Raw genomic sequence first — 4567 nt, 5'->3', positions numbered from 1 at the left:
TTAACGCGAAATGGCCACCCTGCGTTGGGTGGCCATTTCGGTAATGGAAGTCCGGCGGTGTCCTACTCTCCCACAGGGTCGCCCCTGCAGTACCATCGGCGCTGAGAGGCTTAGCTTCCGGGTTCGGAATGGGACCGGGCGTTTCCCTCTCGCTATGGCCGCCGAAACACTATTGATGTTTCAGTCTGCACAACAAAAAGTCATTGTCATGCGGTTCTCGACCGTACATCGAGAACCACTCAGTGGACGCGAACACGCTTGTATTCAAAACAGGGGTGTTATCAAGTCATCGGCTTATTAGTACCAGTCAGCTGCATGCATTGCTGCACTTCCACATCTGGCCTATCAACCCAGTAGTCTGGCTGGGAGCCTCTCGCCCGAAGGCATGGAAGTCTCATCTTGAGGCCGGCTTCCCGCTTAGATGCTTTCAGCGGTTATCCATCCCGAACGTAGCTAATCAGCGGTGCTCCTGGCGGAACAACTGACACACCAGAGGTTCGTCCAACCCGGTCCTCTCGTACTAGGGTCAGATCCTCTCAAACTTCCTACGCGCGCAGCGGATAGGGACCGAACTGTCTCACGACGTTCTAAACCCAGCTCGCGTACCGCTTTAATGGGCGAACAGCCCAACCCTTGGGACCTACTCCAGCCCCAGGATGCGACGAGCCGACATCGAGGTGCCAAACCATGCCGTCGATATGGACTCTTGGGCAAGATCAGCCTGTTATCCCCGAGGTACCTTTTATCCGTTGAGCGACAGCGCTTCCACAAGCCACTGCCGGATCACTAGTCCCGACTTTCGTCCCTGCTCGACCTGTCAGTCTCACAGTCAAGCTCCCTTGTGCACTTACACTCGCCACCTGATTGCCAACCAGGTTGAGGGAACCTTTGGGCGCCTCCGTTACTTTTTGGGAGGCAACCGCCCCAGTTAAACTACCCACCAGGCACTGTCCCTGAACCGGATTACGGTTCTAAGTTAGACATCCAGAGTGACCAGAGTGGTATTTCAACAATGACTCCACGTGAACTGGCGTCCACGCTTCAAAGTCTCCCACCTATCCTACACAAGCCACACCGAACACCAATACCAAGCTGTAGTAAAGGTCACGGGGTCTTTCCGTCCTGCTGCGCGTAACGAGCATCTTTACTCGTAATGCAATTTCGCCGAGTTCGCGGTTGAGACAGTTGGGAAGTCGTTACGCCATTCGTGCAGGTCGGAACTTACCCGACAAGGAATTTCGCTACCTTAGGATGGTTATAGTTACCACCGCCGTTTACTGGGGCTTAAATTCTCAGCTTCGCCTTGCGGCTAACCGGTCCTCTTAACCTTCCAGCACCGGGCAGGCGTCAGTCCGTATACATCGTCTTGCGACTTGGCACGGACCTGTGTTTTTAGTAAACAGTCGCTACCCACTAGTCTCTGCGGCCTCCAAACGCTTTCGGAGCAAGTCCTAATACGCCGAAGGCCCCCCTTCTCCCGAAGTTACGGGGGCATTTTGCCGAGTTCCTTAACCACGATTCTCTCGATCTCCTTGGTATTCTCTACCTGACCACCTGAGTCGGTTTGGGGTACGGGCGGCTAGAACCTCGCGTCGATGCTTTTCTTGGCAGCATAGGATCACCCACTTTTCATCCGCATCGTGTCTCAGCCTATGTGAGCGACGGATTTGCCTATCGCTCGGCCTACGCACTTGCCCCGGGACAACCATCGCCCGGGTTGGGCTACCTTCCTGCGTCACACCTGTTAATACGCTAACCGCACCAGCATGGGGTCGTGCGCTAGCTCCAACGTCTCACCCCGAAGGGATCGATCAGAGGAATTCGGGCACTTAGCACCACTGGATTGATTGGGGCGGTTCTTCGCCGGTACGGGAATATCAACCCGTTGTCCATCGACTACGCCTGTCGGCCTCGCCTTAGGTCCCGACTTACCCAGGGAAGATTAGCTTGACCCTGGAACCCTTGGTCTTTCGGAGGACGTGTTTCTCACACGTCTTTCGCTACTCATGCCTGCATTCTCACTCGTGTAGCCTCCACGGCTGGTTCACACCGCCGCTTCGCTGGCCACACGACGCTCTCCTACCCATCAACACGGCTGGACCACGAAGGCCTACCAATAATGTCAATGCCACAACTTCGGTGGCGTGCTTGAGCCCCGTTACATTGTCGGCGCGGAATCACTTGACCAGTGAGCTATTACGCACTCTTTCAAGGGTGGCTGCTTCTAAGCCAACCTCCTGGTTGTCTGAGCAACTCCACATCCTTTCCCACTTAGCACGCGCTTAGGGACCTTAGTTGGTGGTCTGGGTTGTTTCCCTCTCGACTATGAAGCTTATCCCCCACAGTCTCACTGCTGCGCTCTCACTTACCGGCATTCGGAGTTTGGCTGACGTCAGTAACCTTGTAGGGCCCATCGGCCATCCAGTAGCTCTACCTCCGGCAAGAAACACGCAACGCTGCACCTAAATGCATTTCGGAGAGAACCAGCTATCACGAAGTTTGATTGGCCTTTCACCCCTATCCACAGCTCATCCCCTCAGTTTTCAACCTAAGTGGGTTCGGCCCTCCACGACGTCTTACCGTCGCTTCAGCCTGGCCATGGATAGATCACTTCGCTTCGGGTCTAGGACACGCGACTGAATCGCCCTATTCAGACTCGCTTTCGCTACGGCTACCCCACTCGGGTTAACCTCGCCACGTATCGCTAACTCGCAGGCTCATTCTTCAAAAGGCACGCTGTCACCCCTGCTAGGGAGGCTCCAACGGTTTGTAAGCAAACGGTTTCAGGTACTATTTCACTCCCCTCCCGGGGTACTTTTCACCTTTCCCTCACGGTACTTGTCCGCTATCGGTCATCTGGGAGTATTTAGGCTTATCAGGTGGTCCTGACAGATTCACACGGGATTTCTCGGGCCCCGTGCTACTTGGGATACTCTTCGCGTCAAGAGAGGCATTTCGACTACGGGGTTGGCACCCTCTATGACCCGCCTTTCAATGCGGTTCGTCTATACCTTCTTGTAACGCCGGCTGCTCGGCAGAACAGCCAGAAAAGTCCCACAACCCCGAATACGCAACTCCTGCCGGATATCACACGTACTCGGTTTAGCCTGTTCCGGTTTCGCTCGCCACTACTAACGGAATCGCGGTTGCTTTCTCTTCCTGTGGGTACTGAGATGTTTCACTTCCCCACGTTCCCTCTACCCGCCCTATATATTCAGGCGGGAGTCACTAGGTCGGCACGCCGCCCAGCGGGGTTTCCCCATTCGGAGATCCTCGGATCAAAGTGTGCTTATCCACTCCCCGAGGCTTATCGCAGATTGCTACGTCCTTCTTCGGCTCCAGATGCCAAGGCATCCACCGTTTGCTCTTAAAGACTTGAAATCACATGAGTTTGAATCGTCAATCGAAATTGACTAATGATCTAAAAGATCATCTGTGAAATGACTCTTTCGAGTCATCTCTAAGATGCTCGCGTCCACTGTGTAGTTCTCAAAGTACGGGCGGTACCCTCCCCGCCACCAGCCAACCGGCCGGCGCAGAAAAGGCCCTGAGGTTCAGCTGCGGCCAAAACCGCACCCGGTCCCTCAGGACCCAACAGCGTGCATGCGCTCCCCCATCCGAACCAGACCGTTCCAACCGCAAGCGGCGTACTAAACCCAGAACCTCCGAAGAGAGCGCCTCATCAAATGTTCCACCCATGAGCTAACCGGCTGAGACATTCGCTCAGAACCGGCGCCTGGACACCCCAAAGGGTGCCAGATGCTCCTTAGAAAGGAGGTGATCCAGCCGCACCTTCCGGTACGGCTACCTTGTTACGACTTAGTCCTAATTACCGATCCCACCTTCGACGGCTCCCTCCACAAGGGTTGGGCCACCGGCTTCAGGTGTTACCGACTTTCATGACTTGACGGGCGGTGTGTACAAGACCCGGGAACGTATTCACCGCAGCGTTGCTGATCTGCGATTACTAGCGACTCCGACTTCATGAGGTCGAGTTGCAGACCTCAATCCGAACTGGGACCGGCTTTTTGGGATTCGCTCCACCTTACGGTATTGCAGCCCTTTGTACCGGCCATTGTAGCATGCGTGAAGCCCAAGACATAAGGGGCATGATGATTTGACGTCATCCCCACCTTCCTCCGAGTTGACCCCGGCAGTATCCCATGAGTTCCCACCATTACGTGCTGGCAACATAGAACGAGGGTTGCGCTCGTTGCGGGACTTAACCCAACATCTCACGACACGAGCTGACGACAACCATGCACCACCTGTATAGAGACCTTGCGGGGCGACTGTTTCCAGCCGTTTCCTCTATATGTCAAGCCTTGGTAAGGTTCTTCGCGTTGCATCGAATTAATCCGCATGCTCCGCCGCTTGTGCGGGTCCCCGTCAATTCCTTTGAGTTTTAGCCTTGCGGCCGTACTCCCCAGGCGGGGAACTTAATGCGTTAGCTGCGTCACGGAATCCGTGGAATGGACCCCACAACTAGTTCCCAACGTTTACGGGGTGGACTACCAGGGTATCTAAGCCTGTTTGCTCCCCACCCTTTCGCTCCTCAGCGTCAGTT

The 4567-nt window shown here is 55.1% G+C and carries 3 rRNA genes; all 3 read right to left on the bottom strand.

Going from position 1 to position 4567, the window contains the following annotated elements:
• Nucleotides 1-49: 49 nt before the first annotated feature.
• Nucleotides 50-166 (bottom strand): 5S ribosomal RNA (gene rrf / locus ACH3VR_RS23250).
• Between the two features lie 111 nt (nucleotides 167-277).
• Nucleotides 278-3381 (bottom strand): 23S ribosomal RNA (locus ACH3VR_RS23245).
• 389 nt (nucleotides 3382-3770) lie between these two features.
• Nucleotides 3771-4567: ribosomal RNA gene (locus ACH3VR_RS23240) — 16S ribosomal RNA — on the bottom strand; the annotation flags it as partial.

It is taken from the genome of Microbacterium alkaliflavum (assembly GCF_044325405.1).
Taxonomy (GTDB): domain Bacteria; phylum Actinomycetota; class Actinomycetes; order Actinomycetales; family Microbacteriaceae; genus Microbacterium; species Microbacterium alkaliflavum.
This window is presented reverse-complemented; position numbering and strand designations above follow the sequence as displayed.